Annotated in this window: 26 protein-coding genes; 16 read left to right on the plus strand and 10 right to left on the minus strand. The window is 71.6% G+C overall.

Annotated elements, in window-relative coordinates:
• Positions 1–143 precede the first annotated feature (143 nt).
• The 3 genes from ACZ6S0_RS27540 (at position 144) to ACZ6S0_RS27550 (ending at position 3,580) form a co-directional block, all read left to right on the plus strand.
• Positions 144–1,352 carry a sensor histidine kinase gene (locus ACZ6S0_RS27540; protein ID WP_465922211.1) on the plus strand — a complete coding sequence of 403 codons (1,209 nt, stop codon included), beginning with the start codon at positions 144–146 and terminating at the stop codon, positions 1,350–1,352.
• Positions 1,349–2,011, plus strand: coding sequence for a response regulator (locus ACZ6S0_RS27545; protein ID WP_465922212.1), 663 nt, complete (start codon positions 1,349–1,351; stop codon positions 2,009–2,011). The genes ACZ6S0_RS27540 and ACZ6S0_RS27545 overlap by 4 nt, the downstream gene beginning before the upstream one ends.
• Before the next feature lie 153 nt (positions 2,012–2,164).
• On the plus strand, positions 2,165–3,580 hold the full coding sequence (locus ACZ6S0_RS27550; protein WP_465922213.1) for an LCP family protein: 1,416 nt from the start codon (positions 2,165–2,167) through the stop codon (positions 3,578–3,580).
• A 281-nt stretch (positions 3,581–3,861) separates the two neighbouring features.
• Here the strand turns inward: ACZ6S0_RS27550 and ACZ6S0_RS27555 are convergent, their stop codons facing one another.
• A complete protein-coding gene (locus ACZ6S0_RS27555; RefSeq protein WP_344879181.1) occupies positions 3,862–4,032 on the minus strand; it encodes a DUF3073 domain-containing protein in 171 nt (56 codons plus the stop codon).
• 86 nt (positions 4,033–4,118) lie between these two features.
• On the opposite strand from ACZ6S0_RS27555, the gene ACZ6S0_RS27560 reads away from it, so the two are divergent.
• From ACZ6S0_RS27560 to ACZ6S0_RS27570, 3 genes are read left to right on the plus strand one after another with little or no spacing between them, the layout of a single operon-like run.
• Positions 4,119–4,451: an ArsR/SmtB family transcription factor gene (locus ACZ6S0_RS27560; protein ID WP_043615149.1), complete on the plus strand. Its 333-nt coding sequence runs from the start codon at positions 4,119–4,121 to the stop codon at positions 4,449–4,451.
• 54 nt (positions 4,452–4,505) lie between these two features.
• Entirely contained in the window at positions 4,506–5,384 is an 879-nt protein-coding gene (locus ACZ6S0_RS27565; protein WP_465922214.1) for a 1,4-dihydroxy-2-naphthoyl-CoA synthase, read from the plus strand.
• 59 nt (positions 5,385–5,443) lie between these two features.
• Positions 5,444–6,358 carry an aminoglycoside phosphotransferase family protein gene (locus ACZ6S0_RS27570; protein ID WP_465922215.1) on the plus strand — a complete coding sequence of 305 codons (915 nt, stop codon included), beginning with the start codon at positions 5,444–5,446 and terminating at the stop codon, positions 6,356–6,358.
• On the opposite strand, the gene ACZ6S0_RS27575 is transcribed toward ACZ6S0_RS27570, so the two are convergent.
• Together ACZ6S0_RS27575 and dapA are read right to left on the minus strand one after the other, a co-directional pair.
• Positions 6,348–7,259 (minus strand): NADP-dependent oxidoreductase, encoded by a 912-nt coding sequence (locus ACZ6S0_RS27575; protein WP_465922374.1) that lies wholly within the window; start codon positions 7,257–7,259, stop codon positions 6,348–6,350. The two genes, ACZ6S0_RS27570 and ACZ6S0_RS27575, sit on opposite strands and share 11 nt — an antisense overlap.
• 102 nt (positions 7,260–7,361) lie before the next feature.
• A complete protein-coding gene (gene dapA, locus ACZ6S0_RS27580) occupies positions 7,362–8,234 on the minus strand; it encodes a 4-hydroxy-tetrahydrodipicolinate synthase (protein WP_465922216.1) in 873 nt (290 codons plus the stop codon).
• Positions 8,235–8,305: 71 nt separating this feature from the next.
• Between dapA and ACZ6S0_RS27585 the strand changes: the two genes are divergently transcribed.
• Positions 8,306–9,175 carry a LysR family transcriptional regulator gene (locus ACZ6S0_RS27585; protein WP_465922217.1) on the plus strand — a complete coding sequence of 290 codons (870 nt, stop codon included), beginning with the start codon at positions 8,306–8,308 and terminating at the stop codon, positions 9,173–9,175.
• A gap of 12 nt (positions 9,176–9,187) precedes the next feature.
• On the opposite strand, the gene ACZ6S0_RS27590 is transcribed toward ACZ6S0_RS27585, so the two are convergent.
• Positions 9,188–9,784, minus strand: coding sequence for a TetR/AcrR family transcriptional regulator (locus tag ACZ6S0_RS27590; protein WP_465922218.1), 597 nt, complete (start codon positions 9,782–9,784; stop codon positions 9,188–9,190).
• 82 nt (positions 9,785–9,866) lie between these two features.
• Here ACZ6S0_RS27590 and ACZ6S0_RS27595 point away from each other — a divergent pair, with 82 nt between their 5' ends.
• Positions 9,867–10,820, plus strand: a complete 954-nt coding sequence (locus tag ACZ6S0_RS27595; RefSeq protein WP_465922219.1) for a quinone oxidoreductase family protein — start codon at positions 9,867–9,869, stop codon at positions 10,818–10,820.
• A gap of 7 nt (positions 10,821–10,827) precedes the next feature.
• Here ACZ6S0_RS27595 and ACZ6S0_RS27600 read toward each other — a convergent pair whose 3' ends face one another.
• Positions 10,828–11,346, minus strand: a complete 519-nt coding sequence (locus ACZ6S0_RS27600) for a flavoprotein (RefSeq protein WP_465922220.1) — start codon at positions 11,344–11,346, stop codon at positions 10,828–10,830.
• 154 nt (positions 11,347–11,500) lie between these two features.
• Here ACZ6S0_RS27600 and ACZ6S0_RS27605 point away from each other — a divergent pair, with 154 nt between their 5' ends.
• The 3 genes from ACZ6S0_RS27605 to ACZ6S0_RS27615 all read left to right on the plus strand — a co-directional run bounded on the left by ACZ6S0_RS27605 (position 11,501) and on the right by ACZ6S0_RS27615 (position 13,844).
• On the plus strand, positions 11,501–12,481 hold the full coding sequence (locus ACZ6S0_RS27605) for a polyprenyl synthetase family protein (RefSeq protein WP_465922221.1): 981 nt from the start codon (positions 11,501–11,503) through the stop codon (positions 12,479–12,481).
• Between the two features lie 85 nt (positions 12,482–12,566).
• Positions 12,567–13,226, plus strand: coding sequence for a hypothetical protein (locus tag ACZ6S0_RS27610; RefSeq protein WP_465922222.1), 660 nt, complete (start codon positions 12,567–12,569; stop codon positions 13,224–13,226).
• Positions 13,227–13,277: 51 nt separating this feature from the next.
• Positions 13,278–13,844 (plus strand): thymidylate synthase family protein, encoded by a 567-nt coding sequence (locus ACZ6S0_RS27615; protein ID WP_465922223.1) that lies wholly within the window; start codon positions 13,278–13,280, stop codon positions 13,842–13,844.
• Here the strand turns inward: ACZ6S0_RS27615 and ACZ6S0_RS27620 are convergent.
• Entirely contained in the window at positions 13,813–15,255 is a 1,443-nt protein-coding gene (locus ACZ6S0_RS27620; protein WP_465922224.1) for an MFS transporter, read from the minus strand. The two genes, ACZ6S0_RS27615 and ACZ6S0_RS27620, sit on opposite strands and share 32 nt — an antisense overlap.
• Before the next feature lie 32 nt (positions 15,256–15,287).
• Entirely contained in the window at positions 15,288–16,016 is a 729-nt protein-coding gene (locus ACZ6S0_RS27625; protein WP_465922225.1) for a class I SAM-dependent methyltransferase, read from the minus strand.
• A gap of 127 nt (positions 16,017–16,143) precedes the next feature.
• Here ACZ6S0_RS27625 and ACZ6S0_RS27630 point away from each other — a divergent pair, with 127 nt between their 5' ends.
• From ACZ6S0_RS27630 to ACZ6S0_RS27640, 3 genes are all read left to right on the plus strand, one after another.
• Positions 16,144–17,553, plus strand: a complete 1,410-nt coding sequence (locus ACZ6S0_RS27630) for an LCP family glycopolymer transferase (RefSeq protein ID WP_465922226.1) — start codon at positions 16,144–16,146, stop codon at positions 17,551–17,553.
• A gap of 143 nt (positions 17,554–17,696) precedes the next feature.
• The gene (locus ACZ6S0_RS27635; protein WP_465922227.1) at positions 17,697–18,626 is read left to right on the plus strand and encodes an ATP-binding protein; all 930 of its coding nucleotides are present in this window, start codon (positions 17,697–17,699) and stop codon (positions 18,624–18,626) included.
• A gap of 84 nt (positions 18,627–18,710) precedes the next feature.
• A complete protein-coding gene (locus tag ACZ6S0_RS27640; protein WP_465922228.1) occupies positions 18,711–19,097 on the plus strand; it encodes an SCO5389 family protein in 387 nt (128 codons plus the stop codon).
• 40 nt (positions 19,098–19,137) lie between these two features.
• Here ACZ6S0_RS27640 and ACZ6S0_RS27645 read toward each other — a convergent pair whose 3' ends face one another.
• The 3 genes from ACZ6S0_RS27645 to ACZ6S0_RS27655 form a co-directional block, all read right to left on the minus strand.
• Positions 19,138–20,130, minus strand: coding sequence for an LLM class flavin-dependent oxidoreductase (locus ACZ6S0_RS27645; RefSeq protein ID WP_465922229.1), 993 nt, complete (start codon positions 20,128–20,130; stop codon positions 19,138–19,140).
• 56 nt (positions 20,131–20,186) lie between these two features.
• Positions 20,187–20,858, minus strand: coding sequence for a ribonuclease HII (locus ACZ6S0_RS27650; protein ID WP_465922230.1), 672 nt, complete (start codon positions 20,856–20,858; stop codon positions 20,187–20,189).
• Between the two features lie 79 nt (positions 20,859–20,937).
• Positions 20,938–21,957, minus strand: coding sequence for a LysR family transcriptional regulator (locus tag ACZ6S0_RS27655; RefSeq protein WP_465922231.1), 1,020 nt, complete (start codon positions 21,955–21,957; stop codon positions 20,938–20,940).
• Positions 21,958–22,036: 79 nt separating this feature from the next.
• Here ACZ6S0_RS27655 and ACZ6S0_RS27660 point away from each other — a divergent pair, with 79 nt between their 5' ends.
• Positions 22,037–23,323, plus strand: coding sequence for a pyridoxal phosphate-dependent aminotransferase (locus ACZ6S0_RS27660; RefSeq protein WP_465922232.1), 1,287 nt, complete (start codon positions 22,037–22,039; stop codon positions 23,321–23,323).
• Positions 23,324–23,464: 141 nt separating this feature from the next.
• Entirely contained in the window at positions 23,465–24,109 is a 645-nt protein-coding gene (locus ACZ6S0_RS27665; protein WP_465922375.1) for a GNAT family N-acetyltransferase, read from the plus strand.
• Positions 24,110–24,320: the final 211 nt, after the last annotated feature.

The following is a 24,320-nucleotide window of genomic DNA, read 5'->3' on the forward strand; positions in this document are numbered from 1 at the left end:
CGCCGGAAGTAGTGCGAAATTCCGCCCGGACGCCGACGACCGGGTCCAGGAACAGGCTCTAATGTGCAGGGATGAGCTCGTCGCACGGATGGCACGGGTGGCGCGGATGGCCGGATTCGGGCGGTCCATGGCGCCCGATCGCCATGGATGGCGCCCTGGCCGCCGTGCTGGCCGTCATGCTGTCCGCCACCGTGCTGACCAACCCTGCGGCGGGAGCCCTCGACCTCGTCGCGGTCCTGGTCGGCTCGGCCTCGCTCGTCGCCCTGCGCCGGGCGCCGCTGGTGCCGCTGGCGGTCACCACGGTCTGCATGCTCGTGTACGCGGAGCACGCCCAGCCCGGCCCGTCCGCCGCCTTTCCCGTGATGATCTCCGTGTACGGCTGCGTCCAGGCCGGCCACCGGCTGCTGCCCGCGCTGGCCGGGGCGGTGTTCCTGGGCTCCAGCCTGGCGGTGAACCTGGCCAACGCGGGCGATCGGCCGCCACTGGAGATCGCCCAGGCGACGACGCTGCTGCTCGGCTGGTTCCTGGCCGCCGGGGTGGCGGGGACGGTGAGCCGGCACCGGCAGGCGTACCTGGAGCAGGCGGAGCAGCGCGCGCTGGCCGCCGAGCACACCCGCGAGGAGGCCGCCCGTCGCCGCGCGGGTGAGGAACGGCTGCGCATCGCCAGGGAACTGCACGACTCGCTGACCCACAGCATCTCGATCATCAAGGTGCAGGCAGGCGTGGCCGTCCATCTGGCGCGCAAGCGCGGCGACGAGGTGCCCGCGGCGCTGCTGGCCATCCAGGAGGCCAGCGGCGACGCCATGCGCGAGCTGCGTACGACGCTGGAGGTGCTGCGCGACCCGGGCGAGCGGGACGACGACGGACCGGCGGCCAGCGGCCTCGACCGGCTCGGCGACCTGGTGGAGCGGGCCCGCTCGACCGGGCTGTCGGCCACGGTGACCGTCTCGGGGCGGCGTCGTGAGCTGCCCGCCGAGGTGGACCGGGCCGCGTACCGGATCGTCCAGGAGGCGCTCACCAACGTCTCCAGGCACGCGGGCGGGGCCGCCGCGCGCGTACGCGTCGACTACGCGGGTCAGGAGCTGGCCGTGCAGGTCGACGACGACGGCCCGGCGCAGGTGGACACGCCTCCCGTGCCCGGCGTGGGCCTGCTCGGCATGCGCGAACGCGTCGCCGCGCTCGGCGGCCGGCTGCGGGCCGGACCCCGCGCCGAGGGCGGCTTCACCGTCCGCGCCGAACTCCCCCTGCACGAACCCGCCCCCGCCGAACTACGCCCGGACGAACCCGCACTCGCCGGACCCCCCTCGGACGAACCCGCGCCCGCCGAGTTGCCGCAGGGGGAACGATCGTGATCCGCGTGCTGCTCGTGGACGACCAGGCGCTCATCCGCGGCGGCTTCCGCGCCCTGCTGGAGGCCGAGGACGACATCGAGGTGGTGGCCGAGGCCGCGAACGGCGAGCAGGCCGTCGCCCTCGCCCTCGAACACCTGCCCGACGTGGCGCTCATCGACGTCCAGATGCCCGTGATGGACGGCATCGAGGCCACCCGGCGCATCGCCGCCGACGAGCGGCTGAGCGGCGTCCACGTGGTGATCCTGACCAACTACGGCCTCGACGAGTACGTCTTCAACGCCCTGAGAGCGGGCGCCGGCGGATTCCTGGTCAAGGACACCGAGCCCGCCGACCTGCTGCAGGGCGTCCGGGTGGCGGCCCGCGGCGACGCCCTGCTCTCGCCCGCGATCACCCGCCGCCTGATCGGCGAGTACGTCGCCCGCCGCCCCGAGCCGGAGCCCGCGGGGCTGGACGTGCTCACCAACCGGGAGCGGGAGGTGACCGCCCTGGTGGCCCGCGGCATGTCCAACGACGAGATCGCCGCGCACATGGTGATCAGCCCGACCACCGCCAAGACCCACGTCAGCAGGGCGATGACCAAGCTGCGCGCCCGCGACAGGGCGCAGCTCGTGGTGTTCGCCTACGAGTCGGGGCTGGTCACCCCGAGGACGGGCCGCTGACCTCCCTTTCCCCCCTTTCCGGACCGACCTGACGGGACGGGGCACGCGATCAGGCCCGAACGAGTACCATCGGGCACGTTCAACGGCCGAGATCTGTACGGCGAGGCTCTTGGCCAGGGCGGCGGCCCTCGGCCCCGTCCCTGTTGGAGTCACGTGAGCAGCGTTGTCGACGCGCCGACCACCGAACCCACCGACGGGCCCGGCGCGCAGTCGCCGCGGCGCCGCCGCCGCTGGCTGCGCTGGACGGTCGCGATCGCCGCGGCCGTCGTGCTCCTCGGCGCGGGCACGGCCGTGGGCGTGGTCACCCGCCTCACCGGCAACGTCAAGCACCAGGACGTCACCGTCGACGACCTCGGCGCCACCCGGCCGCCCAAGGTGGCGGGCACGGCGATGAACGTCCTGGTCGTCGGCTCCGACCAGCGCGACGGCAAGAACGCCAAGTACGGCCAGTTCGCGGGCGAGCGCACCGACACGATCATGCTCGTGCACGTGTCGTCGCAGCGCGACAACGCGATGGTGATCAGCTTCCCGCGCGACTCGCTGGTCCAGTTGCCCGCCTGCCGCGCCGCCGGCGGGCTGCCCGGACAGCAGGCGCACCTCGGCATGATCAACGAGTCGTTCAACTCCGGCGGCATCGGCTGCACCTGGAAGACCGTCGAGTCGCTCACCCGCATCCACATCGACCACTTCGTGAAGGTCGACTTCACCGGCTTCAAGGGCATCGTGAACGCTGTCGGCGGCGTCGAGGTCTGCCTGCCCGAGCCGATCGACGACAAGAAGGCCCTGCTCCACCTGTCCGCGGGCCGCCAGACGCTCAACGGGGAGCAGGCACTCGGCTACGTACGCGCCCGCTACAGCCTGGGCGACGGCTCCGACATCGGGCGGATCCAGCGGCAGCAGATGTTCATCGCCTCGATGGTCAAGAAGGTGATGAGCGGTGAGACGCTCACCGATCCGGCCAAGCTCCTCGGCATCCTCGACGCGGGCACCCAGGCGGTCACCACCGACCGCGGGCTGACCTTCGGCGTCATGAAGGACCTGGCGACCAGCCTGCAGGGGATCGACGCGGGCAGGATCCGCTTCATCACCACGCCCTGGCACTACTCGCTCACCCAGCCCGGCCGGGTGGAGTGGGTGCAGCCGCAGGCGGGACGGCTGTTCCAGATCGTGGCCAAGGACCAGAGCGTCGAAGGGGTCAAGGGCGGCCAGGCCAAGGTGGGCCGGTCGAAGATCCAGGTCGAGCTGCGCAACGGCACCTGGCGTTCCGGGCTGGCCACCGAGGCGGCGGCGTTCCTCGAGCAGCGCGGCTACCACATCGCCAAGATCGGTGACACGGCGCGCAAGCCGCAGGCGAAGACCACGATCCTGTACGGGCCCAACGGCGAGACCCGGGTGCCCACGCTCTCCGGCGACGTGCTGCGGGCCGCCTCGCGGGCGGTGGCGGGCGCGCGGACGAGCCGCCTGGTGCTGGTGATCGGGGACGACTGGAGGGGCCTCAAGCCCCTGCGTACGGACGACACAGAGGCGATCAAGGGCTTCGACGCCACGCACGACACGTGCGCGACCTGATCGCTCCTGGGGCCCCTGGCGCTGGGGCACCGTGATCCCGCCGCCTTCTCCGCGCCCGGACAGTTCGGTCCTGAGCGGTTCGTGGTGAAGGGCACCCGAGCAGGGCCGGATGCCGTTCGGCGGCGGGCGGCGCTTCCGCGTGGGAGCGCGACCGGCGCTCCCTGAGCCGCGCGTCGTCGTTCGCGAGGTGCCGCGACCGCGCGGAACTCGCGGCGCCCGGTCAGGCGCCGGAGGCCGGGCGGTCGAAGGACGTCAACCTCACCCCCGCGAACCGACCCGCGTCACCGCCCGCGTTCGGACTCCTGCTCGGACGGCGTGGGCGGGTAGATCTCCTCGCTCCGAGTGTCGGCGCCCAACTCCTCGCGGAGCCGGTCGTAGTCGATGTTGTGGTTGGTGTACTTCAGTTGGCGAGCGACCTTCGTCTGCTTCGCCTTGGCTCTTCCTCGGCCCATGGCTACTCCCTAGTCCCCGCTGTCATGCTATCCAACAACGTTACGACTTGAAGAATTATGCAACTGCACTGGATTAGTCTGGCAATATGCACGTGGAGGTCTACCAGGCCAAGGCCGACTTCTTCCGAACGCTCGGCCACCCCGCTCGCATCCGAGTGTTGGAGCTACTCCAGGAAGGGCCACTACCCGTCAGGGACCTGCTGGCCCAGATCGACATCGAGGCATCGAGCCTCTCCCAGCAGCTCGCCGTCCTGCGCAGAGCGGGAATCGTGAGCGCGATCCGCGAGGGCAGCACCGTGGTCTACACCCTGGCCACGCCCGAACTCGCCGATCTGCTGGGCGCCGCCCGGCGCATCCTCACCGACATGCTGGCCGACCAAGGCGAACTGCTCGCGGAGCTGCGGGCCGAGGTCACCTAGCGAAGGCCGGTGGGGTCGAAGGGACCGGAAGCCTGATCCGTTAGGCTCTCGGCCATGGTCTCCGAGCTGTTCGATCCCAAGGCGTGGCAGGCGGTCGAGGGATTCGACTTCACCGACATCACCTACCACCGGGCGGTCGACCAGGGCACCGTACGCGTCGCCTTCAACCGCCCGGAGGTACGCAACGCCTTCCGCCCGCAGACCGTCGACGAGCTCTACCGCGCGCTCGACCACGCCCGGCAGACCACCGACGTCGGCTGCGTGCTGCTGACCGGCAACGGTCCCTCGCCGAAGGACGGCGGCTGGGCGTTCTGCTCGGGCGGCGACCAGCGCATCAGGGGCAAAGACGGCTACCAGTACGCCGACGGCACCCCCTCGACCGGCCGGCTGCACATCCTGGAGGTGCAGCGGCTGATCCGCTTCATGCCCAAGATCGTGATCTGCGTGGTGCCGGGCTGGGCCGCGGGCGGCGGGCACAGCCTGCACGTCGTGGCCGACCTCACCCTGGCCAGTGCCGAGCACGCCCGCTTCAAGCAGACCGACGCCGACGTGGCCAGCTTCGACGCCGGGTTCGGGTCGGCGTACCTGGCGCGGCAGGTCGGGCAGAAGTTCGCCCGCGAGATCTTCTTCCTCGGCGACACCTACAGCGCCGCCGACGCCCACCGCATGGGCATGGTCAACGCCGTGGTGCCGCACGAGGAGCTGGAGAAGACGGCCCTGGAGTGGGCCCGCAAGGTCAACGGCAAGTCGCCGACGGCGCAGCGGATGCTCAAGTTCGCCTTCAACGCCATCGATGACGGGCTGGTGGGGCAGCAGGTGTTCGCGGGTGAGGCGACGCGGCTGGCGTACATGACGGACGAGGCGGCCGAGGGGCGCGACTCGTTCCTGGAGAAGCGCGCGCCCGACTGGTCCCCGTTCCCCTGGCACTTCTAGCCGCCCGCCCTGGAGACGCCTCCGTCCGGCCCTGCCTGCGCCGTTGGCAGACTGGGGTCATGAGGATCACGGTGCCGCGGGCGTTGACCGAGTCTCACGTGAAGTACGACGGTGCCGCCGGGCGCGCCTGGTCGGCCGGGCTGCCCGCGCTGGCCGAGCGGTTCCTGGAGGAGTGGGAGCTGCGGCCGGACGGCGAGTCCAGGCACGGGTTCGTCGCGCTCGTGCTGCCCGTGGTCCGCGCCGACGGCACGAAGGCGGCGCTCAAGCTGCAGCCGGTCACCGACGAGACCGCCTGGGAGGCGTCGAGCCTGCGGGCCTGGGCGGGCGACGGCTCGGTGCTGCTGCTCGACTCCGATCCCGAGACCGGCACCCTGTTGCTCGAACGACTGGAGGCGGACCGCTCGCTGGCCACCGTGCCCGACGTGATGGCCGCACTCGACGTGCTGACCACGCTGCTGCGCCGCCTGGTCGCCCATCCCGGGCCCGCGGACGTCAGAAGGCTCGGCGACCTCGCCCAGGCCATGCTGGACGACGTGGACGGCGCACTCGAACGTCTGCCGCGCGAGCGCGACCGCCACTGGCTGCGGTGGTGCGCCGGGGCGGTCGCCGAGTTGGTCCCCGACCCGGGCGATCGGTTGCTGCACTGGGACCTGCACTACGAGAACGTGCTGGCCGCCGACCGGGAGCCGTGGCTGGCCATCGACCCCAAGCCGCTGGTCGGCGACCCGGGGTTCGACCTGCTGCCCGCCCTGCACAACCGGTGGGACGAGGTGGTCGCGACCGGCGACGTGCCGCGGGCCGTGCTGCGGCGCTTCGACTTCATGGTCGACGGGCTCGGCCTCGACCGGCGGCGGGCGGCCGGGTGGACGTTCGGCCGCGTCCTGCAGAACTGCCTGTGGGACGTGGCGGACGGCGCGCTCGAACTCAGCGAGGTCCAGCTCGCGGTGGCCGAGGCCGTACGGCTCAGATGGTGAGGACGACCTTGCCCCGGCCGTGCCCGGTCTCGATCTCGCGGTGCGCGTCCGCGGCCCCCTCCAGCCGGTACGCCCGCCGCACCGGGAAGGCGAAGGCCCCCTCGGCGTACAGGGCGGCGTAGCGCCCGAGCCGCTCGGCGGAACGCTCCCCCCGCACCAGCTTCACGCCGAGTCCGGCGGCCTTGTCGTGCTCGACCAGGGTGACGATGCGCGCCGGGTCGCGGACGAGTTCGAGCGAGACCTCCAGCGCGTGCCCGCCCGCGCCGTCCAGCGAGGCGTCGATCCCGCCGGGCGCCAGCGCGCGCACCCGATCGATCAGCCCCTCCCCGTACGCGACCGGGACGGCGCCCAGCTCACGCAGGTGGTCGTGGTTCACCTCACGCGCGGTGCCGATCACGGTGGCCCCGCGCCGCCGGGCGATCTGCACGGCCGCCGTGCCCACGGACCCCGCCGCGCCGTGCACGAGCAGCGTCTCGCCCGGCGCCAACCCCATGGTGTCGATGGCCAGCTCGGCCGTCTGCACGCCGGAGGTGAGCCCGCCGGCCACCTCCCACGGCACTCCCGCGGGCTTGGGCGCCACGTCGGTGCCGGGCACCACGATGCACTCGGCGTACGAGAACAGCCGGGAGAACCCGAGCACCTCGTCACCCACCGCCACCCCTGTCACGCCCGCGCCCACCTGGTCGACCACGCCCGCGAACTCGTTGCCCGGAATGCGAGGGTAAGGGACCTCCTCCATGTAGGGAGGCAACCAACCGGTGCGTACCGCCGTGTCGAACGGCTGCACGCCGGCCGCCCGCACCCGGACCCGTACCTCTCCTGGGCCGGCGTGCGGGACCGGCAGCTCCATCACCTTCAGCACTTCGGGGCCGCCCGGCTCGGCGAACGCCGCGGCCCTCATCGTCTCCGTCATGCCTTCGAGCGTGGCACCTCAAGAGTGCTTGAGGTCAAGCGTCCCCGGGTGACCGAGGTTTCACGTAAAACATTCGCCACGCGGGACGTGTCAAAGGGTGTCCTCGTGAATGGCGAGGGCTCGGGCCACCGCTTCGGCGCTCGCGGGGAGCAGCGGCAGCCGTACGTCCGGGGTCGGGATCAGGCCCTGGGCGTGCAGCACGCCCTTGAGCACGGCCGGGTTGGGCTCGGCGAACAACGCCGCCGAGAGCCGGGCCAGCGTGTGACCGGAGAGCCTGGCTCCCTCGGCGTCCCCGGTGCGCCAGTAGTAGACCAGGTTGGCGAACATCTCGGTCTTCAGGTGCGCGGAGGCCAGGATGCCGCCCGCTGCCCCCAGCCCGAGCATCGGCGAGATGAGGACGTCGTCGCCGCCCACCACGTCGAACCCGTCGATCGGCTCCCCGAGCAGCTCGACCGTGTCCTGATCGATCCCGCCGACCGCGTACTTCATCGCCACGATCCTCGGATGGGCGGCCAGCCGCCGCAATGTGGCGATGCTCAGGGTCTGGCCGGTGCGGTAGGGGACGTGATAGATCACCAGCGGCACCGGCGTCTTCTCCGCCAGCGCCTCGAAGTGGGCGACGACCCCGCGCTCGCCGGGCCGCAGGAAGTACGGCACCGTCACCAGCGCGGCGTGCACCCCCTTGGGCAGCTCGCGCAGCGCCCTGGCCGTCGAACGGGTGTCGTTGCCCGTCACGCCCACCGTCAGCACCGCCCGCCCCGCGCAGACCCGCACGCACGCCTCGATCACCCGCGCACGCTCTTCGGGGTCGAGCACGGCCACCTCGCCGGTCGTGCCCAGCGCGACCAGTCCGTCCGCGCCGTTGTCGAGCACGTGCCGGCCGAGCTTCTCGATCGCGTCCACGGCCACCTCGCCCGCGGAGTCGAACGGCGTGACCAGCGGTACGTGGATTCCCTTCAGCATGCTCCGATACTGCCGCCCCGGGACACGTTAGGTCCAGCGCGGATTTCTTTGTTTGAGCTTAAGCTGAACTTATGCTCGACCCGCGCAAGCTCCACCTGCTCCGCGAACTCGCCCGGCGCGGCACGATCGCCGCGGTCGCGCAGGCCGTCACGTTCACGCCGTCGGCCGTCTCACAGCAGCTCAGCGCGCTGGAGCGGGAGGCGGGCGTGCCGCTGCTGGAGCGCACGGGGCGCACGGTGACGCTGACGCCCGCCGGGCGGTTGCTGGCGGAGCACGCGCAGGCCGTACTCGAGCAGCTCGAACGCGCGTCGGCGGCGCTGGCCGCGGTCCGAGGCGGGCCCTCGGGGCCGCTGCGCGTGGGCGCCTTCCCGACGGCCGCCCGCGTGCTCCTGACGCCCGCCCTCGCCGACCTGACCGGCGCACATCCGGGGCTGGAGCCGATGGTCTGCGAGATCGACCCCGCCGACGTCTCGGCCGCGCTGCGGGCCGGGGAACTGGACGTGGCGCTCGTGCACGAGTACGACTTCGTCCCGCCCGTCACCGACGCCTCGATCGAGACCGAGCCGCTGTTCAGCGAGGCGATGTACCTGACCGGCCGCCCCTCCGTCGCCGCCGCCCGCACCGACCCGTGGATCACCGGCAAGCCGGGCACCCTCTGCCACACGATGGCGATCCGGGCCTGCCAGGCGGCCGGTTTCGAGCCCCTCGTACGGCACCACATCGACGACTTCGACACCGTCCTGGCCCTCGCCGCGGCCGGTCAGGGGGTCGCGCTCGTGCCCCGCCTGGCGGCCACCGGCCCGCCGGAGGGCGTACGCCTGACCCGCCTGCCACTGAGCCGCCGCACGCTGGCCGCCTTCCGGCGGGGGAACGGCGAACACCCGGCGATCCGCGCCGCCATCACCGCCTTCCGCGCCGCCATCCCCCACCTCCCCCTCTGACCAGCACCGCCATCACCGGCCGCCCTCCCCGAACAACCCCCTGATCAGGACGGCGAAGCCCGCGGCGAGTCGTTCCGGCTTCCCCGCCCGCAACTGGCCCGCGATCGGCTCCATGTGCAGCGTACCGAGCAGCATGTGGGCGATCTGCTCGGCGTCCACGTCCGGCCGCCCCTCGGCGATCAGCCCGGAGACGTGCCGGTGCCAGGAGGCGTAGATCGGGTTGGCCTCCCTGGGCTGTTCCGCGGCGCTCTTGCTGGTGACGATCGCGTGCTCGTGCGCCGCCATGAGGTTGCCGTTGCGCGCCCCCAGCGCCGCCACCTCCGCGAGGAACGCGACCAGCCGCTCGGCGGGCCCGGTACCGGGTCCGAGCGGCGGCGGCCCCTCGGCCACGGCCTGCTCCAACTCGCGGGCCCGTTCGGCCATGAGCGCGAGCATGAGCCCCGTACGGCTGCCGAACCGGTGGAAGACCGTCCCCTTGCCCACGCCCGCCGCCGCGGCCACCCGCTCGACGGAGACCTGCTCGGGCGGGTGCCGCCGCAGCAGTTCCTCGGCCGCCCGCAGGATCGCCTGCCGGTTGCGCGCGGCGTCGGCCCGCTCTCGACGTTCCATCCGGTCATTCTTTCGCATAGACAAACTTGACCGCTGGTCCATATATTAACCGGACCACTGGTTCAGATATCTGGAGGAAATCATGCGCGCGATCGTCCTGACGGCCACGGGTGGGCCCGAGCGGCTGGAGCCCGCCGAGCTGCCGCGCCCCCAACCGGGCGAGGGGCAGCTCCTCATCCGGGCCCAGGCCGTCGGCGTCAGCTACGCGGAGACCCAGATCCGCGCGGGCACGCTGCCGTTCCCGCTGGAGCTGCCTGCCGTGATCGGCGCCGAGGCGGTCGGCGAGGTCGTCGAGGCGGGCCCGGACGTGACGGACCGGCCGATCGGCGGCATGGTGGTGGGCATGACGGGCGGAGTGGGCGCGTACGCCGAGTACGTGCTCCTCCCTGCCGCCCTGACCTGCCCCGTACCGGACGGTGTGACCCCGGAGGAGGCCCTGGCGGTGGCCACGCCCGGCGCGATCGCGCTCGGCCTGCTCCACCGCGCCAGGTTCGCGGGCGGGGAGACGGTCCTGGTGGAGGCGGGCACCAGCTCCGTCGGCACCTACCTCGTCCAGCACGCCAAGGAGTTCGGCGCCGGCCACGTGATCGCCACCGCCGGGTCGCCCGGCAAGCGGGACCGGGCCGCCGAGCTGGGCGCCGACACCGTGCTCGACCACGGCGCGCCCGGCTGGCCCGGCGACCTGCCCGACGTGGACGTGGCCTTCGAGGCCATCGGCGGCGCGTCGGCCGCTCAGGTGCTCGGCCACCTCACCCCGGGCACCGGCCGCATGCTCTCCTACGGCCTGCTGAGCGGCGAGCCCGCCGCCGTCACCGCCGCCGACCTCATGGAACGCGGGGTGACCATCACCGGCTGCAGCGGCCCCGCCTGGGCCGCCCAGGTGTTCGGCACGCACTACCCGGAAATGCTGGCCCGCCTGGCGTCGGGACGGAGCGAGGCGTACGTCGCCCGCACGCTGCCCCTGGAGAAGGCCGCCGAGGCGCACCGCCTCCTGGAGAGCCGGACCGTGACGGGCCGCGTCCTGCTCACCCTCTGACCGAGGCTCACCCCTGATCGGGGACGCGCGCGGGTTTGACGCCCAGCTCGGCCAGCGCCCGCGCCCAGGGGTCGGCGCCCGGCTCCAGCACCACGCGCACGCCGTCCGCCCGCAGGTCCTCGACACTGCGCACGAACGGCGTGCGCCCGGCCAGCGCGCTGTTGACGAACGGCAGCACGACCACGGGAATGCCCAGCCCCGGCGCCTCCGCCAGCACGCCCAGGGCATAGGTGTCGGTGATGCCCAGGGCGAACTTGTTGATCGTGTTGTACGTGGCCGGCGCCACGATCATGGCGTCGGCCCTGGGCGGCTTGGGCTCGTGCGGCTTGCGGTAACGGCTGCGCACGGGCCGTCCCGTCCGCCTCTCCAGCTCGGCCACGTCGATGAAGTCCAGCGCGGAGGGGGTGGCCACGACCTGCACGACCCATCCGTCGTCCTGCGCCAGGTCGATCAACCGGCCCACCTCGGCCGCCGCCCCGGCCGCGCAGACGACGACGTAGAGGGTCCGACCCGGCGATGCGTTCACGCGATCCACTCCCAGGGACACGACGACGTTCCCCGCCATTCTCCGCCGACGCGGGGACCGAGAGCGCGGGGACCGAGAAGGGCGGGCAGTGCGGCTGAGAGGCTCCTCAGGAACTCTCAGGCCGGGCACAGCGAGCGCGACGCAGTCTGGAGACATGGATCAACTGCTGCGCAACCCCGCCATCGCCGCGGGGCTGGTCAAGGTGGAGGCCAGGATCCGGCGGCTGAGCGGCTCCTCCGCGCTGCCCGCCATCAACGCCGGCGCCGGGCGCATCGTCGCGGCGGGCGGCAAGCGGCTGCGCCCCGCGATGACGCTGGCCACGTCGCTCGCGCTGGGCAAGGCCCCCGACCGCCGCGTGATCACCGCGGCGGCCTGCGTCGAGCTTGTCCACGCGGGCTCGCTCGTCCACGACGACCTCATGGACGGCGCCGCCGAGCGCCGCGGCGCCCCGACGCTCAACGCCGAGCTGGGCGACGGCAAGGCGCTGGTCATCGGGGACTTCATGCTGGCCAGGGCCGGGCTGGCGGCCATCACCAGCGTGTCCAGGCCGGTCGCCGAGGTGCTCGCGGCCGCCGTGGTGGAGCTGGCCGAGGGGCAGTACCTGGAGACGGCCGAGCTGTTCAACACCGCCCGTACGAGGGACAGCGCGCTGCGTTCCATCACCGGCAAGACGGCTGCCCTGTTCAGGGCCGGGTGCCTGGTGGCGGCGGTGTGCGCCCGCGCCACGTCCGAGGACAGGGCGCGCGTGGCGGCGTACGGGGAGAGGTTCGGGCTGATCTTCCAGGTGCTCGACGACCTGCTCGACCTGACCGCGTCCAGCGCGCAGCTCGGCAAACCGGCCGGGCACGACCTGCGGCAGGGCGTCTACAGCCTGCCGCTGCTCATGTCGGGCGCCGACCTCGGCGGCCTGCTGACCCGGGACATGGGTGACGAGCAGGTGGCGGAGGTGCTGCGCAGGCTGCGGGCGAGCCGGATGACGGTCAATACGATCGAGTACTGCCGTGGTCTGGCCGCCGACGCGCTGGCCGCCCTGCCGGTGATCCACGACGAGGAGATGGCGGGCCTGCTGTACACGCTCCCGTCCGCCTACATCGACCACGTGGAGCGTATGACCGCGCTGACCCCGGTCGGTTGAGATTTGTTGGAACAATTGGTAATAATCAGCGGCAAAACCTGGAAAGAGTACTCATACTTGGGGTACACAGACCAGGAGCCCGCTCATGCGAAAGATCCCCCCTCGCATGGCCATGGAGGACGACCTGGCGCCGAGCCAGTTCCTCCAGCTTGCCACCGTGGACTTCACCGGTATCTACGCGGTCCACCTCGCCGCCAAGGACGAGCGGCTGAAAATGACCAGGCTCGCGCTGAGCCTGCTGTCGGGCCCGTTCCTCGCGGCCGTCGCCCTGGCCGGCGCCAAGGTCGTGGACCCGCAGACCCTGACCCAGTGGCAGCACGTGCCGTGGTACCTGTTCGCGCTGGTCACCGCGTTCGGCCTGCTCAGCGTGCTGCCGTTCTTACGCCTCATCGAGGCGGTCGACGCGCACGCCAGGACGGCCCGCGCGATCAACAACTTCCGCCTCCTGTACGCCACGAAGCTCAGGGACCAGCTCGGCTGGAGCCCCAATCTGCCGATCGACCCGCGCTTCCCCGAGACGTACGCGCCGCTGGCCTGGCCGGGCATCAACGTCATGGTGCTCGCGACGGTCAACTCGACCTACCTGACCGTCGGCGTCACCGGCCTGAGCGGCCAGGAGCCCAACCTGCTCCTGCTCGTGACCGGCATCCTGCTCGTGGCGCTGGTCCACTACGCCGTCTACTACGTGCGCTGCAACGTCACAAGGCGACGCCGGTTTCCTCACAACCCGAATTTGGAGGGATAAATGCCCAGCCCAGCACATTGGGCGTCATGTGGGGAGGCGTGGATCTGGTTGATGCGCCATGTCTGGTCGGCGGGCAAACCCGCCGACGACGATCGGGGACCGGTCATCGAGGGGCCGGCGGTGTTGTTCGACATCGCGCGCGTGAGCGGGGACGACCCGATCATCGCGCGGTACGGCGACGCGGACCGGCTGGCGCTCTACCGCAGGAAGTTCAGCGAGGAGGTGGTGGTGCCGCCGTTCAAGTACAGCTACGGGGCCAGGCTCGCGGGCCAGCTCGGGTGGGCCGCCGACCTGCTGCGGGTCAGGCCGTACAGCAAGAGCGCGTGGATCTCGCTGACCGCTCCCGGCGAGGAGTACGACGCGGTGCCGTGCCTGATCGGGCTGGCGTTCCGGATCAGGGAGGGCGCGCTCGTCATGACCGCCACCTTCCGCTCCCAGAACGCCTTCACCAGCTACCTCAACTACCTGCCGCTCTCGGAGGTGCACGCGGCCATGGCCGCCAAGCTCGGAACGGAGCCGGGCCCGATGCGGGTGTTCGTGGACGTGCCGCACCTCTACCTGTCCGACACCAGGCAGGCGCTGGAGGTCATGCGCCCCGCGTCGCCCCGGCCGCCGTGAGCGGCTCCGCGATGTCCTCCAGCGCCCTGCGCTCGGCCTTGACCCCGAGGAACAGCTCCACCAGCCCACCGGCGATCATCACCAGGCCGCCGATGACGAACGCGAGCGCCGTGTCCCTCGGCACCCCGCTCGAGACCAGCGACGAGAACACCAGCGGCCCCGCGATGCCGCCGGCCGCCGTGCCGACCGCGAAGAAGAACGCGATGGCCATGGCCCTGGTCTCCATGGGGAAGATCTCGCTGACCGTCAGGTACGCGGAACTGGCCCCCGCCGAGGCCACGAACAGCACCGCCGACCAGCACGCCGTCAGCGTGACCGCGGTGAGCACGCCCTGGTCGAACAGCCAGGCCGTGCCCAGGAGGAGCACCCCGGACCCGATGTACGTGGCCGAGATCATCGGGATCCGCCCCACGGTGTCGAAGAGGTGGCCGAGCAGCAGGGGCCCGAGGAAGTTCCCGACCGCGATGACCGCGAAGTAGTACCCCGTGTACGTGTCGATCCGGAAGAACGTGGACAGGATCTGCGCGTACCCGAAGGTGATCGCGTTGTACAGGAACGCCTGCCCGACGAACAGCGACAGCCCCAGCACCGTCCGCCTGGGATAGAGCGCGACCATGGTGTGCGCGATCCGGACGAACCCGATCGACTTTCGCGTGTGCACGGTGATCGACCGCTCGGGCTCCGGGAGGTCGTCCCTGCCGATCCCGCGCTCGACGTCGTCGACGATCCGCTCGGCCTCCTCGCCCCTGCCGCGGATGAACAGCCAGCGCGGGCTCTCCGGCACGTTGCGCCGTACGAGGAGGATGGCCAGCCCGAGCACCACGCCCAGCCCGAACGCGACCCGCCAGCCGATCGCGAGCGGCAGGTCGTTCAGCAGCGGCACGGTCAGCAGCGCGCCGCCGGCCGCGCCGAGCCAGTAGCTGCCGTTGATGATGATGTCGATGCGCCCGCGGTGCCGGCTCGGGATCAGCTCGTCGATGGCCGAGTTGATGGCCGCGTACTCGCCGCCGATCCCGAAACCGGTGATGAACCTGAACAGGAAGAACCACCACGCGCTGAACGAGAACGCGGTCATCAGCGTGGCCACCAGGTAGACGACCAGCGTGATGATGAACAGCTTCTTCCTGCCGAACCTGTCGGTCAGCCAGCCGAAGAACAGCGCGCCCGAGCACGCCCCCGCCACGTAGAGCGCCGCGGCCGTGCCCGCCACCTGGGCCTGGGTGATCTCCAGGCCGCTGCCCGGCTTGGCGAGCTGGGCGGAGAGGTTGCCGACGATGGTGACCTCGAGCCCGTCGAGGATCCAGACGGTGCCGAGACCGACGACGATCATCCAGTGCCAGCGGGACCAGGGCAGCCGGTCCAGCCGCGCGGGCACCTTGGTGGTGACGGTACCGGTTTCCACGTCGCTCATAGGCTCACGCGGCTACCCGGAGATCGGGATTTCTATCCGGCGGGCTTCCTGGCCTCGACGATTACGGTGCCGGACCAGGGGCCGCCGTACCAGAAGCGCCAGCCCGCGTCGCGCCGACGGACGTCGACGACGCCGAGCCCGCGCAGCGTCTCCTCGTACGCGGCGGTGTGACCGGCGTCGGCGATCAGCATCAGGCCGCCGGGCCGCAGCACCCGATGGGCCTCGCGAACGACCTCGGCCCGCCCGTCGGCGTCGCGGACGGTGTGCACGGCCCGGCTCGACACCACCACGTCGAAGACCTCGTCACCGAACGGCAGGTCGCGCAGGTCGCCTGTCACCAGGTCCACCCGCTCGGCGACGCCTTCCGCCTCGGCGTTCACCCTGGCCGAGGGCGGGCGCGCCCGCGACCGCCCTCGGGAGCGCCACCGGTCGACGCCGATCGCCCGGCCGCTCGCCAGCCGCCCGGCGGCCAGCAGCAGCACGGTCCCCCGGCCGCAGCCCAGGTCGAGCAGGCGCTCGTCGCCGCGCAGCCGCCGCAGCTCCTCGGCCCAGACCGCGAACTTGCCGCGCCGCACGGTGTAGACGTGACTGACCGCGCCGGCCAGCGTGTAGAGCGCGCCGAACAGGAAGGCCAGGCCCGCGGCGAGGATGTCGAGGGAGAAGGAGAGCGCGGCCAGGGCGCCCAGCACGACCGCTCCGAGGAGCGAGCCGGCCACTGCCCACGGCGCGTCGAAACCGTAGCTGCCGTGTCGCTTGCTCACGTTCACTTTCCAGCTCAAGCTCGTCTTGACGGGGAATTGACCAACCCCTTCCCTTTCGTCCCGCCTATCAAGCACAACGCTTTACTACGGTGACCTGGATGGGCACACAGTGGGGGATTGACCAGGCATGATGGGGGTAGATCGGCGATTCGGGCTGGTTGCGAGCATCGCGCTGACGGTGGCCTCGACCATGCTGTGGGGCGTCGCGCACCTGGCCGCCGAGCGGCGCAAGACCGGCTTGACGCTCATGTTCGCCTACGTGCTGATGCTGACGGCCGTGCTGGGCGTGTTCACCGCCTTCAGCGCCAACCTCCTGTCCCTGGCCGTCCAGCCGCGCTGGCTCACCTGGCTGACGGTGGCGCTCGTGGTGATCGCGCTGATCTGGACCGGTGTGATCATCTGGTCGTTCCTCCTCGTCCGCCCCGACCGCTCCCACACCGTCAGCCGCTTCCTGACCACCGTCCTGACGATCGCGCTGTGCGCGCTCGTCCTGGTGCCCACCGTGTACGCCGCGCGGCTGGCGTACGTGTCGCGCGACGTCGTCACCACCCTGTTCGCCCCCAGCGACAACACCACGCCCGTGCTCGCCCAGGACCCGTGGAACGGCGCGGAACGGGTCAACTTCCTGCTCATCGGCGGCGACGCCGCGCCGGGGCGGCCGGGGGTGCGTACCGACAGCATGACCGTGGCCAGTGTGGACGTGGAGACCGGCGCGACCGTCCTGTTCGGCCTGCCGCGCAACCTCCAGCAGGTCCAGTTCCCCTACGGCCCGGCCAGGGACCTCTACCCCTTCGGCTTCACCGGCACGGGCCCCGACACCCCCGGCCTGCTCAACGAGATCTTCCAGTTCGCCGAGGACAACCCGAGCATGGTGCCCGGCGTCGAGGACGGCAGACGCGGCCCCACCCTGATCAAGCAGACCATCGGCGACATCCTCGGCCTCCCCGTGAACTACTACGCCATGGTGGACATGAAGGGCTTCGCCGAGATCGTCGACGCCATGGGCGGGGTGCGGGTCACCATCAAGGCCCCCATCGTGTACGGCAAGCGCCGCGAGGGCCTCCTCCCGGCCGGCACCCGCAAGCTGTCGGGCGAGGAGGCCCTCTGGTTCGGCCGGTCCCGTACCGACAGTGACGACTACGTGCGCATGGGGCGCCAGAAGTGCCTGCTCAACGCCGTCGCCCAGCAGGCCGACCCGATGACGGTGCTCAACAGCTTCGAAAGCCTCGCCGCCGCCACCAAGCGCGCCATCTCCACCGACCTCCCCCAGGATCTCCTGCCCGCGGCCGTGGACCTGGCGCAGAAGGTCAAGGACACCAGGATGCGCAGCCTGAGCTTCGTACCGCCGCTGATCAACACCGCCGACCCGGACTGGTACCTCATCCGCCGCGAGGTCACCCAGGCCCTCGAGGAGCACTCGCCCTCCCCCACGGCTCAGGAGGAGCCCAGCGGGACGGCCGTCGACCCCTACGCCCCGTCCCCGAGCCCCGCCCTCAGCCCGAACGTCCCCATCAACCTCGACACCACCTGCGCCTGATCGCGCATACCCACCGCGACCGGGACCCCGTCCGCTCCCGGTGACCTCCCGGGCCGGGAAAGCTCCGCCGGCGTGCACCGGCTGTGGCATGATGGTGACCGTCCAGAACGGAAACGATTTTCATCACCATCGGGAGGACCGCAGTGAGAGTGGCGTTCGTCGGAAAGGGCGGCAGCGGCAAGACGACGATGTCGGCCCTGTTCGCCAGGCACGTGGCCGTCCAGGGCGCCCCCGTGGTCGCCGTGGACGCCGACATCAACCAGCACCTTGCCCTCGTCCTCGGCCTCGACGCCCAGCCCGAGCCGCTCGGCGCCCACCTCACCGAGATCAAAGACCGCCTGCGCGGCGCCAACCCGCGCATCCCCTCGGCCGAGGCCATGGTCAAGACCACCCCGCCCGGCCGCGGCTCCACCATCCTGAGCTTCGACGACCTCGCCGCCGACCCCTACGGCCTGACCACCCCCGACGGCCTGCGCCTGCTCGCCACCGGCCCGTTCAGCGAGGACGACCTGGGCGTGGCCTGCTACCACTCGAAGGTCGGCGCGGTGGAGCTGCTGCTCAACCACCTGGTCGACGGCCCCGGCGAATACGTCGTGGTCGACATGACCGCCGGCGCCGACTCGTTCGCCTCCGGCCTGTTCACCCGCTTCGACCTGACCTTCCTCGTCGCCGAGCCGACCAGGCAGGGCGTCAGCGTCTACCGCCAGTACCGCGACCACGCCGCCAGATACGACGTCGCGCTGGCCGTGATCGGCAACAAGGTGCACGGCGAGTCCGACGTCGAGTTCCTGCGCGAGCACGTGGGTGACGATCTCCTCACCTGGATGGAGCACTCCGCCGCCGTCCGCGCGATGGAGCAGGGCCGCCACCTCACGCTCGACGACCTCGAGCCGGCCAACGCCGACGCGCTCGCGCTGCTCCACAAGACCCTCGACGAGCAGGTCAAAGACTGGGCCAGGTTCGGCCGGCAGACGGTGGAGTTCCACCTGCGCAACGCCCGCGCGTGGGCCGACGACCGCACCGGTCTCGACCTCGCCGAGCAGGTCGACCCCGGCTTCGTCTACGGCCGCTGACCACACGAGTGTTCCCGCCAGGACTCTGGAGCGGGCCGCTCCGGGGACCTAACGTCCGATTCGACCCCTTCGAGAGGAGACAGCATGTCGCTGACCGTTCCGAACGATCTGCTCGACCAGGCCAGAGCCGGTGAGGTGGACGACGCGGCGTTCCTCGCCTGCGTCCGCGACTCACTTCCCTACGCGTGGTCGCTGATCAGCGAGCTGGTCAAGCAGCGTGAGCACAGCGGGGCCGAGTTCGCCGACAACGAGGTGCCGCCGCCGTCCGAGGAGGCTCGCGGCCAGCTCCTGCGCTGCCTGGCGAGCGACTCGATGCGCGGCGCGCTGGAGCGTCACCACGGCGTGCGCCTGGCCTTCCAGAACTGCCACCGGGTCGCGGTCTTCGACCCGGCGGCGACGAAGGCCCTGGCCGACTTCGTCACCCCGCGCGCTCAGATCCTCAACCAGAAACCGGAGCTCGTCGACTGCTGAGCCCCACCCCGCGAGCCGGCCCCTGCGGCCGGCTCGCCCCTTACCAGTTCTCTCCAGGCCGCAGCAGCGGGAGCACCTCGGCGCCGAACCTCCTGATGTTCTCCAGCGTCCGCCGGTGCTCGCCCAGGCCCTCCACGAGCAGTACGAAGTGCTCGATGCCGGTCTCCTCGGCCGTCCGCCGCAGCGTCTCGGCGCAGTGCTCGGCCGACCCCACCGGGTGGATCCGCGTCAGCAGGTCCACGTACGCGCCGACGTCCCGCCTGGCGCGCGGCCGGCCGTCCACCGGCACGTAACCGGCCAGCCCCGGCCCCAGCCACGCGGGCATCGCCTCCTTCAGCTCGCGGACGGCCGCCGCCGTGGAGTCGGCCACGTACGCCACCCCCGCCGCCACGTGCCCCGTCACCGGCCCGCCGCGCTCGCGGTACCGCCCGACCACGGCGGCCTTCTCCTCGTCGCCGATGTGCAGGCCGAGCAGCATCGGCAGCCCGCGCTCGGCCGCCATCGCCACCGTGCCCTCGGACGTGCACGCGACGACCGGCCGCAGGCGGGCCGCCGGCACCATCGGCACCTCCCTGAAGCGGAAGAACTCCCCGTCCGCGGCCACCGAGCCGTCCGACAGCGCGGCGACCAGCAGGTCGAGCGATTCGCCGAAGCCCCGTTCGTAGCGTTCGAGCCCGGTGCCGAACACCTCCAGGTCCACCCACGGCCCGCCCCTGCCCACGCCGAGCGTGAACCGCCCGCCCGACAGGTGGTGCAACATCGCGGCCTGCTCGGCCAGCGCCACGGGGTGCTGGGTGGACAGCACGCTCACGGCCGTACCGAGCCCGATCCGGGTGGTCCTGCCGATCGCCACCCCGGCCAGCGTGATGGGCGAAGGGCACACCCCGTACGGCATGAAGTGGTGCTCGGCGATCCACGCGTCGTCGAAGCCCGCCTCCTCGGCCGCGACGATCCACTCCAGCGCGTTCGCCAGCACCTTCCCGGACTCCTGGCCGGGGAACAGCCCCGCGACGACAAAGATCCCGATCCGCATTCCCCGAATGATGGCCGAACACCGCCGCGGATGCGTACCGTCCGCGCGCGCGGCGGTCAGGCGAAGAGGCTGTCCTGGCCCTCGCCCACCAGCGGGTCGCGGTGCCGCTTCAGGTGCCGCCACCGGGGCAGGTCGTCGAGGTAGGACCAGGAGAGCCGGTGGTGCGGGGTCGGCCCCAGCCGTGCCAGTGCCTCCTGGTGCTGGGGCGAGGGGTAGCCGGCGTTCTCGGCGAAGCCGTAGTCGGCGCATCCGATCGTCGCCATGTACGCGTCTCGCCGCACCTTGGCCAGCACCGACGCCGCCGCGACCGAGATGCTGGCCGCGTCGCCCTTGACCTCCAGGCGTACCGGCCAGGGCGCGCCGATGTAGTCGTGCTTGCCGTCGAGGATCACCGCGTCGGGGCGCACCGGCAGCGCCTCCAGCGCCCTGCGTGCCGCCCGGCGCAGGGCCTCGGTCATGCCGAGTGTGTCGATCTCCCGGTGGGTGGCCTCGCCGAAACCGATGCCCGCCGCCCAGCCGGTGAGCGCGTCGGCCAGGGGTCCGCGTCTGGCCTCGGAGACCTGCTTGGAGTCGGTGAGGCCGGGCGGCGGCTCGGACAGGTCGGTGACGACGGCGCACACCGTGACAGGACCGGCCCACGCGCCGCGCCCCACCTCGTCGACGCCGGCGACCGTGCGGGTGCTGGGCTGGGAGAGCAGGAGCTGTTCGATGTCGTACGTCGGCACCATGAGCGCAGACGCTACCGCGTCCGGCGACTTCGCACGCCGCACACCGAAGGACGGCACCGCACCGCGCGACCCGCCGTCGTCACTCGCCGAACGAGCGGCCCACGTCGTTCGCCGAGCGCACCGGGTCGGCCAGCGGGTCGTCACCGGCCGGTCTGTTGTTCTGTGCCCGTTCGGCCGGCCGCACCGGCTCCAGGTCGGCCGCGATGTACCGGGCGGCCACGTGGATGGCCCGCAGCGTCACCGACACCGACGGCCGGTGCACGCTGGAGCCGCGCGCCACCGCGTGCACGTCGCGCCCCACCGGGTTGCCGGGGAACTGCCGTACGGCCAGCCCCCGCACTCCGGCGGCCAGCGCCAGCGCGGGTACGGCCGCGATGCCGATGCCCTTGGCGACCAGCGACAGAATGGTCCCGAGGCCCTCGAACTCCCACGGCGTCGGCCGGGTGCCGCCCACGTCCACGAGCAGCCGGTCCACCGCCAGGCGCGAGGGCTCGCCGTCGGGCGTGGCCATCCAGGGCTCGTCCCGCAGCTCGCGCAGGACGACGGGCACGTCGGGGTCGGCCAGGCGGTGCTTGCGCGGCACCACCAGCACCAGGGGGTCGCTCAGCAGGGGGAAGACGCGCAGGCTCTCGCTGTCGCGTACGCGGCCGTACCAGTCGTCCACGAGCGCGATGTCCACCTCCCCCGACTGCACCTCGCGCATCCCGCGCCCCGACCTGCTCTGCCCGAGCCGCAGGGTCAGCTCGGTGTGGCGGCGCAGCGAGCGGGCGAGCGCGGGCGCGAACGCCACCGCCGCGGTCGGGAAGGCGGTCACCACGACCCGCCCCGACGGTGTGCCGGCGTGCGCGGACAGGTCGGACTCGGCCTCCTCCACCATCGACAGGATGCGTTCGGCGTGCATGACCAGCCGGCGGCCCGCGTCGGTCAGCTCGGCGCTGCGCGCCGTCCGGTCGATCAGCGCCGTGCCGGTCTCGCGTTCGAGCGCGACGAGCTGTTGGGAGACGGCCGAAGGACTGTACCCGAGCGACTCGGCCGCCGCCGCGATACTTCCCTTCCTCGCGAACTCGCAGATCAGGACCAAACGCCGCAATTCGAGCATCAGACTTCCTTATGCCTACCCACAAAAAGCCTCGCTTGTGCTGATGCCTTCATCCAACCACGCTGGGAACGTGACAAACATGACCGTAACTCTGTCGGCCACCCTGGCGGCCAACGAGGACATCGAGCGAAGACGACGCGCCGGGGAGCGCGTGCTGCACCTGGCCTTCGGTGAGGCAGGTCTGCCCGTCCACCCGGCGCTGCGCGACAGGCTGGCCGCCGCCTCAGAACGCAACGGCTACGGGCCGGTCGCGGGCGCGCCCGAGCTACGGGCCGCGGCGGCGGGCTACTGGACACGACGGGGACTCCTCACCGACCCCGAACTGGTCGTCTGCGGCCCCGGCAGCAAGTCACTGCTGTACGGCCTGCTCCTGGCGATCGGCGGCGACATCGTCCTGCCGATGCCCAGTTGGGTCAGCTACGCCGCACAGGCCGACCTCGTGGGCTCGCGTCCTATCCTGGTGCCCGCACCGCCAGGAGAGGGCGGGGTGCCCGACCCCGACCTGGTGGCCGCGGAAGTGCGCCGGGCAAGGGCGGAGGGCAGGACGGTCAGCTCCGTGCTGGTGACCCTGCCCGACAACCCCACCGGGCGCCTGGCCACGCCGGCCACCGTCGCCCGACTGGTGCGGGTCGCCCGCGACCTCGGTCTGATGATCATCTCCGACGAGATCTACCGCGATCTCATGCACGACCCGTCGCTGCCGTACACCTCGCCGGCGGACCTCGCGCCCGAGCGCACGATCATCACCACCGGGCTGAGCAAGAGCCTGGCGCTGGGCGGCTGGCGGATCGGCGTGGCCCGGCTGCCGGAGAACGGGCACGCGCTGCGCAGGCGCCTGCTCGCCGTGGCCAGCGAGATCTGGTCCGCGCCCGCGGCTCCCGTGCAGGAGGCCGCCGCGTACGCCTTCGGCGACCCGCCCGAGCTGACCGACCGCATCGTCCGCAGCCGCCGGCTGCACGGCCTGGTCGCGCGGGCCGTCTACGAGCGCTTCGCCGAGATCGGCGCCCGCGTGGCCGTGCCCCAGGGCGGCTTCTACCTCTACCCCGACCTGAGCCACCTGCGACTCGGCGGCTCCGTCGAGATCACCAAGCTGCTGCTGGAGGAACACGGCATCGGCGTCCTGCCCGGACACGCCTTCGGCGACGACCCCGCGGCCGCCCGGGTACGCGTCGCGGTGAGCCTGCTCTACGGCGACACCCCCGAGGAGCGGCAGGCCGCCCTGACCAGCCCCGATCCACTCCAACTCCCCTGGATCGCGGACAATCTCCACTATCTGTCCATGGGTCTGAAGGGGCTGTCGCTGATCCGGCACGGCGTGGTGGGCGAACCGCACCCCGCGCTCGTCCCGGCCCCATGTCACGGTTAGGCGAATCTTTCCCCAAGAGCGGGTTTACCATCCCCCAAAAGGGGCCTCTGACCTGCGAAAACTCGGGGCCCGCGAACGACGCGGAAAGTTGGGGCCAACTGCCTGGTGACGTGCGCGGCGAGCAGCCCCCATCATGTGCTCATGCCCGCTCTTGTCACCCTGTCCGGGCGCTCCGTGCGCCTGGAACCTCTCAGCCTCGCGGTGGTCGATGACCTGGTCACCGCGGCGAGTGAAGACCGCTCCACCTATGCCTTCACTCGTGTCCCGAATGGGCGGGACGAGGTGGTCTCGTACGTCGAGGCCGCCATGGCTGAGCAGGCGGAGGGCCGCACCATGCCCTTCGCCATCCGGTGGCTGAACACCGACCGCGTGGTCGGTGCCACCCGTCTCATGCACCTGGAGTATTGGCAGGGCCCCATGCCCTGGCCGCCGGGTACACGCGGTGCGGTGGGCGACATTCCGTCCGTGGCCGATATCGGTTACACCTGGCTGGCCGCCAGCGCCCAGGGCACAGGTGTCAACCGGGAGAGCAAGTTCCTCATGCTCTCGCACGCCTTCGAGACGTGGAGCGTCCACCGCATCACCCTCAAAGCAGACGTACGCAACACCAGATCCCGGGCCGCCATCGAGGCCCTCGGCGCACACTTCGACGGGGTGCGGCGAGCGGATACCCGAGGCGCCGACAACACGGTCCGAGATACCGCGTTCTACTCGATCCTGAACTCCGAATGGCCGGTCGTGCGCGACCGCCTGCTCATGAGGCTCGGACTGGTCGAGGCAGCCTGAGAAACCACCCACCCACGGCCCCGCCCGATTCCCAGGGCGGGGCCGGTATTTTTCGCGGCCTCCGCGCGCTCTACATGACACACGCCCCCGCGATGTGCGTCACGCCTGGCCGACCTTCAGCATCCAGGGGCGGGCTCAACACCTGATTAAAGGCGGATCAACGAGTCGGTTAACGGATCAACCCGGATCTAGGTGACGAGCGACTCGGGAT

The sequence above is a fragment of the Nonomuraea sp. NPDC051298 genome (assembly GCF_055586305.1).

Coding starts and splice junctions, on each gene's coding strand:
- ACZ6S0_RS27540 (WP_465922211.1), top strand. CDS start 144: ATGGATGGCGCCCTGGCCGCCGTGCTGGCCGTCATGCTGTCCGCCACC.
- ACZ6S0_RS27555 (WP_344879181.1), bottom strand. CDS start 4,032: ATGGGCCGAGGAAGAGCCAAGGCGAAGCAGACGAAGGTCGCTCGCCAA.
- ACZ6S0_RS27560 (WP_043615149.1), top strand. CDS start 4,119: ATGCACGTGGAGGTCTACCAGGCCAAGGCCGACTTCTTCCGAACGCTC.
- ACZ6S0_RS27565 (WP_465922214.1), top strand. CDS start 4,506: ATGGTCTCCGAGCTGTTCGATCCCAAGGCGTGGCAGGCGGTCGAGGGA.
- ACZ6S0_RS27570 (WP_465922215.1), top strand. CDS start 5,444: ATGAGGATCACGGTGCCGCGGGCGTTGACCGAGTCTCACGTGAAGTAC.
- ACZ6S0_RS27575 (WP_465922374.1), bottom strand. CDS start 7,259: ATGAGGGCCGCGGCGTTCGCCGAGCCGGGCGGCCCCGAAGTGCTGAAG.
- dapA (WP_465922216.1), bottom strand. CDS start 8,234: ATGCTGAAGGGAATCCACGTACCGCTGGTCACGCCGTTCGACTCCGCG.
- ACZ6S0_RS27585 (WP_465922217.1), top strand. CDS start 8,306: ATGCTCGACCCGCGCAAGCTCCACCTGCTCCGCGAACTCGCCCGGCGC.
- ACZ6S0_RS27590 (WP_465922218.1), bottom strand. CDS start 9,784: ATGGAACGTCGAGAGCGGGCCGACGCCGCGCGCAACCGGCAGGCGATC.
- ACZ6S0_RS27595 (WP_465922219.1), top strand. CDS start 9,867: ATGCGCGCGATCGTCCTGACGGCCACGGGTGGGCCCGAGCGGCTGGAG.
- ACZ6S0_RS27605 (WP_465922221.1), top strand. CDS start 11,501: ATGGATCAACTGCTGCGCAACCCCGCCATCGCCGCGGGGCTGGTCAAG.
- ACZ6S0_RS27610 (WP_465922222.1), top strand. CDS start 12,567: ATGCGAAAGATCCCCCCTCGCATGGCCATGGAGGACGACCTGGCGCCG.
- ACZ6S0_RS27615 (WP_465922223.1), top strand. CDS start 13,278: ATGCGCCATGTCTGGTCGGCGGGCAAACCCGCCGACGACGATCGGGGA.
- ACZ6S0_RS27620 (WP_465922224.1), bottom strand. CDS start 15,255: ATGAGCGACGTGGAAACCGGTACCGTCACCACCAAGGTGCCCGCGCGG.
- ACZ6S0_RS27630 (WP_465922226.1), top strand. CDS start 16,144: ATGATGGGGGTAGATCGGCGATTCGGGCTGGTTGCGAGCATCGCGCTG.
- ACZ6S0_RS27640 (WP_465922228.1), top strand. CDS start 18,711: ATGTCGCTGACCGTTCCGAACGATCTGCTCGACCAGGCCAGAGCCGGT.
- ACZ6S0_RS27645 (WP_465922229.1), bottom strand. CDS start 20,130: ATGCGGATCGGGATCTTTGTCGTCGCGGGGCTGTTCCCCGGCCAGGAG.
- ACZ6S0_RS27650 (WP_465922230.1), bottom strand. CDS start 20,858: ATGGTGCCGACGTACGACATCGAACAGCTCCTGCTCTCCCAGCCCAGC.
- ACZ6S0_RS27655 (WP_465922231.1), bottom strand. CDS start 21,957: ATGCTCGAATTGCGGCGTTTGGTCCTGATCTGCGAGTTCGCGAGGAAG.
- ACZ6S0_RS27660 (WP_465922232.1), top strand. CDS start 22,037: ATGACCGTAACTCTGTCGGCCACCCTGGCGGCCAACGAGGACATCGAG.
- ACZ6S0_RS27665 (WP_465922375.1), top strand. CDS start 23,465: ATGCCCGCTCTTGTCACCCTGTCCGGGCGCTCCGTGCGCCTGGAACCT.